General features: G+C 45.2%; 7 protein-coding genes. All 7 read left to right on the forward strand.

The window, feature by feature from the left end; all coding sequences use genetic code 11:
• On the forward strand, positions 1-264 hold a 264-nt coding region (locus OXH39_19865; GenBank protein MCY3552720.1), incomplete at its 5' end, for a hypothetical protein.
• Positions 265-411: 147 nt separating this feature from the next.
• Entirely contained in the window at positions 412-1,266 is an 855-nt protein-coding gene (locus OXH39_19870; protein ID MCY3552721.1) for a hypothetical protein, read from the forward strand.
• 29 nt (positions 1,267-1,295) lie between these two features.
• Positions 1,296-2,705: an ABC transporter permease subunit gene (locus OXH39_19875; protein MCY3552722.1), complete on the forward strand. Its 1,410-nt coding sequence runs from the start codon at positions 1,296-1,298 to the stop codon at positions 2,703-2,705.
• Positions 2,706-2,861: 156 nt separating this feature from the next.
• Entirely contained in the window at positions 2,862-3,350 is a 489-nt protein-coding gene (locus OXH39_19880) for a hypothetical protein (protein ID MCY3552723.1), read from the forward strand.
• Positions 3,351-3,805: 455 nt separating this feature from the next.
• A complete protein-coding gene (locus OXH39_19885) occupies positions 3,806-4,552 on the forward strand; it encodes a DUF1080 domain-containing protein (protein ID MCY3552724.1) in 747 nt (248 codons plus the stop codon).
• Positions 4,553-4,621: 69 nt separating this feature from the next.
• A complete protein-coding gene (locus tag OXH39_19890; protein ID MCY3552725.1) occupies positions 4,622-5,128 on the forward strand; it encodes an RNA polymerase sigma factor in 507 nt (168 codons plus the stop codon).
• Positions 5,125-6,373: hypothetical protein (locus tag OXH39_19895; protein MCY3552726.1), on the forward strand; the 1,249-nt coding region annotated here is incomplete at its 3' end. The genes OXH39_19890 and OXH39_19895, both read left to right, overlap by 4 nt.

Genomic DNA, 6,373 nt, shown 5'->3' on the forward strand with positions numbered 1-6,373 from the left:
TTATTGTATCACAATCTTGTTTTAGAGAGTGGTCTAAATTTCCGGTGGCAGTACATGCTCTATACAGATTTGTTCAGCAAAATTATAGATTATACTTATAGCAGACAACACAGACCCGTCAAAATTACACAACCACCATCTTTGGAGATAACGACTTTAGGAGAAACGCTCCGTCAATCGGCGGTGGATGTGCTGCTGCTCTGCTTCTTTGCTGTGATATTGACAACCGTGGCATTTCTGAAATTCTTCCGTTCCGATATTTGATGCGAAGTCCGACTCAGTATGTTAATGATAGCCGAATTACTGGCAACGTTTAAAACGCGTCTTGAGAATATAGACGCATATTGTCCAAAGGTTAGACTTGAAACATGGGGCAACACAACGCCTCTGAATTAAAAGGAGATGCTAAAAATGAAACGCATTTTTCACTGGGGAGAAACTCTCGCAAGGCTTCCATTCTTCGCAACTTTAGGATTCGCCATCCTTTTGTGGGGAGGCACCTATGCATATACACAAGGTTCCGAAACTGGATCGTCGAATACACACGTAAAAAGTGAATCCATTGAATTCACTCCGACAGTGTCATCCAATTATAAAAGGTATACCGGTCCTCAAAACGCGCAGGAATTGATGAAAGCGTTAGATGCGGATTACAATAAGGGACTGTCAAAGAAGCTACCAGAGACCATACCAGAGACCAAAGTGATTATATCCAATGGCAGCTTAGTGATTCGCAACGGGGAGATATTAGAACGGCCAAAAGCCACGACTTATAGCAGCGACCTCACAATAAGTGAGATAGATGCAAGGTATCCACGAGCGGAATGGCTTCAGCTGCTTTTGGATAAAGGCATCACTATAGATAACTCCGACGAGTATGCGTCCTTGCTATCAAAGCGTTACCTTTTGATCCTCTTGGAAGACAATCCGGATTTGTATGAGGCAGGGTTTCGCGGTATTCCACCAACAGATGATTGGGAAACTTATAAAGCCGCTTACATCAATAAGTTGGTAAGTAAGCACACTGGGAAACAGATTGAACGTAGTAGAGAGCAAATTAAACTTGCCCTTAAACGCAGTAAGGAATCAATTGTGCGCGCTATGACTCAACTTGAACATAAGGCGTTGAAATCACAGCAGCTTGAGCATGTTAGGAAGCAACTTGAGCATGTAAGGAAACAGATTGCGCGCGCACAAGAGGCTTTAGAACGCTCCGAAGAACCGATGCATCCTCAGGAACCACTTCCTCCTGACGAGCCAAATTAGAATAAAATTAAAGGGAGTTCAATATGTTGATGACGTTAGTTCAAAAAGAGGTGATGCATCATATTCTGAGCGTCCGGTTTGTTATGCTCCTTTTGATGTGTCTATTGCTTGTTCCGTTGACTCTCTCTATCAATCATCAAAACTATCGTAAAAACCTTTTGGATTACCAAGAATCCGTTAAACTGTCAAACATCGAAGAAAAGATCATAAATCCGAGTATGGAACTGGAACCGGAGCTGGAAGTCTCTAAACTCTTCCTCAAACCGACACCCTTGAGCGTTTTCGCAAATGGATTGGGGGACGCACTGCCAAGTTATCTGGGGATGACGCGTAATGGGATTACCCAAGGTCCACCGGCGACCGTTTCCGACTCTATTGCCCACCTTTTAGGGCATCTCGATTTTCTGTTTGTCATCGGCACTGTCTTCAGTTTGCTGGCACTGTTGTTTACCTTCGATGCCGTTGCTGGGGAAAGAGAAGCCGGCACGTTGCGGATTAATTTAGCGAACGCCCTGCCACGCGACCTTTTTTTATGGAGCAAACTCATTGGCGGATACATCGTGTTCGTGGTGCCGTTTTTGGTAGCGTTTCTCTTCGGTTTACTCGTCATCGTCTGGCAAGGGTTTCCCCTGGGTGAGCCAGAGGTTTTCCCACGCGTCATGATTCTGATGCTCGCCGCGCTGCTCTACATCGGTGTATTTTTCGCCATCGGCACGGTGATTTCCACCTATTTAGATAACGCCAAAACAGCCCTCATCGTCGCCTTCACTGTCTGGGTATTCGCTGTGCTGATTGTGCCACGCATCGGGTTTGTCGCTGCGAAATTAATCGTACCCACAAAAACCGCGCAGAGCGTTTATCTCGAAAAGACTGCACTCCGCGAAAATTTCAATGCTGAACTTGAAAAAAGAAAAAAGGAGATGCACCAAGAATTCTGGAAAGATCGTCCGAAGGCTTCCCATGAACAGATGTTTGCAGTAGGACAGGAGTTCGATAAACTGGTGCAACCGCTTGAAGGCGCATATAAGCAGAAATTCGCGGATCGCACCGACCAGATAGATAGGAACTATCAGCGAGAGAAAGCGCGACAGGAAGCGGTCGGCGAAACCCTCTCACGAATCACACCGACATCTTCCCTAATTTATCTCACCACGAACTTGACACAGACTGGAAAGATTAAAAAACACAACTATTTTGAAGCAGCGGATCGTTATTATGGCGCACTTCACGCGGATCTGTTCAGTAAAATAGTAGATCACGCTTCCGTCAGAAGTTACCATCCCGATGATCTCTACACAATTGCGCAGCCACCGCCTATAGCAGTCCCTTCTTTAGATGAAACGTTAAGGCACTCACTGATGGATGTGCTCTTCCTATGCTTCTTTGCGGTGGTGTTGACAACCGCAGCGTTTCTGAAATTCTTCCGCTCCGATATTTGATACGAAGTACTTTGCGGGAGACTAATGATAGCCGAATTATCAGCGATGTTCATTGCGTTACGCAAATACCTCGCCTTTTTTGGCGAATATTGTTCAAAGGTTAAACTTCAAACACGAGGCAACATAACGCCTCTGAATTAAAAGGAGATACTAAGAATGGAAAGTACTTTGAGTATGCGGTTCTGTGTACGTTCGGTATCCGGTACATCTTCAATGATAACCACTGAACTTGAAATTATATCACCGAGTATGCGGTCCAATGACAAGAAATATACCGGTTCCCAAAATGTCCAAGAACTGATGAAAGCGTTAGATGCGGATTACAATAAGGGACACGCAAAAACCGAAGTAAGCCTATCGCGCAAGGACAACGGTATAGAAACTGAAAGTTATAGCAGTAACCTCACAATAAGTGAGATAGATGCAAGGTATCCACGGGCGGAGTGGCTCCAGCTGCTTTTGGAGAGAGACATCATCATAGGAAACTTCTACGAGTATGCCTCCACCCTGTTACATCGGCATGCTTTGGCACTTCTGGAAGACAATCCGAATCTGTGGCAGTCAGGAGTTCTTGATATTCCACCGACAGATGACTGGGAAACGTATAAAGCGGCTTACATTGACAAGCTGGTAGAAATTAATTGAACGCCCCAAAGCGGAGATTGAACGCAGTAAGGAACAAATCGAACGCGCCAAGGTGAGGTCTTCGTCCGCTTTTCTATAGGACAAAGTGATAAACCCTTTGGCTATTCTGTTCCATCGATATTGTGAGGCTTACGCGCCATATGCTTCTCTGAGTGCTGTCTAAGCAAACACCAGAAGCAAAGAATTAGCGTAAGCCTTGCTTAAAATTGCGGCTTTTCAGTCGAAAAATTCAATTTATTTCAGGTTATGCACCCTTTCCCTCTCAAAATAGTATCTTTAATTATAAAAGGGTTCGAGTAACATGAGTAGGACTTACGCAAATTTCTGGTAAACTTTAAGGTCCACCCACTGCTGGACGAGGTTTAAAACCTCGCCAGCAAAGAGGGCTGCGTAAAAAAGCTCAAGTAACATGAGTTGAAAATAAAACAAAGATTATATTAGAATGGAGTAACATCATGAAAGCCTTAAGCATTGGATTGGGCATATTTATCCTAACCTGTTCCGCAGGGGCAGAGGTATTTCTGGAAACTTTTGATGATAGAGATATTATAGAACAGTTGCAGGAACTGAAAATATTAAATGGGCATGCCGGGTTCCATTCTTTGAAAATTGTTCGCGGGCAACTTGAGTCTTTAATAATTGGTAATCAGCGTGTGACGCGTTTATTTGTCATCGGGGATGAAGAGTGGCAAGATTACGATATTGAGATTGACGTTAAGCCACTCCGAAAACATGGACCTGCCCATATTATGATTGGCTCGCGGATTCATAAGGACAAAAAAGATCAGACATGGGGAGTCCTCTGTACAATTGGGGATATGCCGATCCCCGAACCTGAATCCATGGCGCGTTGTTTTGGTGGTAACTTAATCAATCAAAAGGCTTTTCTGCACTATAAAACTAAACCTTATCGCTCCTTAAACGTGAAAAGTTGGTCTCACCTGAAGTTGAGCGTTCATGGAAAACGCTTGACTTTTTGGATTAATGGCAAGCAAGTTCTCGGACCCGTAATTTTAGAAGCGAAAAATTTTGGACATGGGAACGAGTTTCCTGACTATCCGAAGGGTAAAGTCGGTTTCGGGGTCGCAAATTATTCCGTGCTTTTTGATAACTTTCGCATCACCACCGGTGACGATATTCCAAAATCTGTAACACCGAGAACAAAACTTGCGACCACTTGGGGCAACTTGAAGAAGTTTTAGAGAAATATCTTTTAGACGCGAATTCACACTAACGCTAATTCAATCCACTCATCAATCACGGAGTATTCTATGAAAACAAAAGACGATGTTCAACTGATTCGTAAAATCTTGTCCGGTGATGACGCAGCGTTCAATGCCTTAGTCCGAAAGCACCAGAAAGGTATTCACGCGCTTGCGTGGCGAAAAGTTGGCGATTTTCACGTTGCCGAAGAGATTACGCAAGATACTTTCCTTCAAGTATATAAGAATCTTGCGCAGCTCAGGAATCCGAAGCAGTTCTCCGGATGGATGTATGTCATCGCCAATCGACTCTGCCTTAAATGGCTTCAAAAGAACATAAAGAGCAAATCTGTGATGCAATCGTTGGAGGACACGCCTGTGGAAGAAATCGAAGAATCTTCTTACACACATTACGTATCGGAACAACGGCTGACAGAGAGCACCGAACATCGCCATGAACTCGTCAAAGAACTTCTGGCAAAGCTGCCGGAGAGTGAGCGCACAGTGGTAACGCTCCACTATCTCGGAGAGATGACCGCGAAGGAGATTGGGAAACTCTTAGGGGTGTCGCGGTGAATACGATCAAGAGTCGACTTCGCCGGGGACGCGAGCGTTTACAGGAACAACAAGAAGAACTATTGGTTCGCGAAACACTTGGGAGCATCCCATTCCCGGCTCAAGTAACTGAGCGTATCATGCAGGAAGTGGCTAATATGAAACCGATACCGCCTCCGGTTGGTAAACCTTTACTACCGTGGGCGGCTTTCGGCACGGCTGTAGCTTTGGTAATATTGCTGCTCGGTGCGAGCAACCAATACCTTGCGCGTTTTCAAAAGCCGTACAGTTTTGAAGCACAATCCGAACCTACCATTGAAATCATTGACACACCTATCATTCTCGATATTGCGGTGAAACCAGCTGTGCGAAACCGAGTTGGACAGGCTGCTACTGTCGGTAAAAGCAGCGGAACTGGCACACAAATCTCTATAACTACCACAACATCTGCTACATTGGAGGACTCCGCCAAGTTTTCTACTTCGCAGTGGACGCAGGGCAGCGCGCCGCCAGGGGGACAGGGACGCGATATTTTCGCTACATCCGAAGGGATGGTCTATACTGTTGCTCCGACAGGAATATACAAATTAGGAACAGATACGACCGCGTGGACACGCATCAACACGGATATTCCAATTGGTCCATCGCTAATGCCGATGGCAGAACGTGATGGTATCCTTTACATAGTATCCACCGATGAAATATTTACTTCAGATGATAGCGGTGAAACCTGGAATACGATTGGTCCCAGACCAAAGGGACACGCTGTTGGTCTCATCATCATTGATGAAGTAGGGGCGAGGTCACCTCGTCCCTACTCGCAAGCCCATTCCACGATGTATCTTGCCCTTAGGGATGAAGGGATTTTTCGATCTACAGACGGTGGCGCACAATGGAGTCCTTTTAACGATGGATTGACAGGTGAAAGTATTTCTGCAGTGGCTACTGTTGGAAAAACAGTGTTCACGGGTACAGCGCGGGGTCTCTATCGTCTCGACTCAGGCACTTGGAAAAAGTTGCCGGTGGAGACATCAAGAGCCATTTACTCCTTGGCGGTGTCTGAGAATAATCTCTATATTGGGACGGGGCCCGATCTGTTGGGATTCACGCCAATAACGGTAGAACAAGAAGTGCCGAGAAATAAGTCGCATACTCTCAAAATTTTCCATTCGGCTAACTTGGGAGCATCATGGACTGAAATAACACCCAGTCTGATATTTCTCAGAAGTTATGCGAAAGCCATAGTTATCAAGGTTCTTTTGGTAT

Source organism: Candidatus Poribacteria bacterium (genome assembly GCA_026702755.1).
Taxonomy (GTDB): domain Bacteria; phylum Poribacteria; class WGA-4E; order WGA-4E; family WGA-3G; genus WGA-3G.